Genomic DNA, 282 nt, shown 5'->3' with positions numbered 1-282 from the left:
CCGTAAATCAGAGTTCGCCTAGGGACATCTAAGTTTCGCTTAATCTGTTGATAGTGAGGTGATTTACTTTGCACAAGTTTTAAAAAATCACCCAACATATGGTCTAGCCCTTTAGGCTCTAATTGATGCGCTAGAGAGTTACGGATCTTGTTAATCTTTTTAGCTGCAAGCCAAACCCATTCTGTATCTTCACAGCAGGGAAGCAACGACTCCACTAGACAGATTACTTGATGACAATCGAACGAAGTACCACTATTGCCTTTTAAGGCATCGGGGTTAAGC

1 protein-coding gene is annotated in these 282 nt (G+C 41.8%); it reads right to left on the bottom strand.

Annotation, left to right across the window (positions count from 1 at the left end):
- A partial coding sequence (locus Q4528_RS13570) for a hypothetical protein (RefSeq protein WP_303522065.1) occupies positions 1-282 on the bottom strand: 282 nt, incomplete at both ends.

The organism is Staphylococcus pasteuri (assembly GCF_030547725.1).
Classification (GTDB): Bacteria; Bacillota; Bacilli; order Staphylococcales; family Staphylococcaceae; genus Staphylococcus; species Staphylococcus pasteuri.
This window is presented reverse-complemented; position numbering and strand designations above follow the sequence as displayed.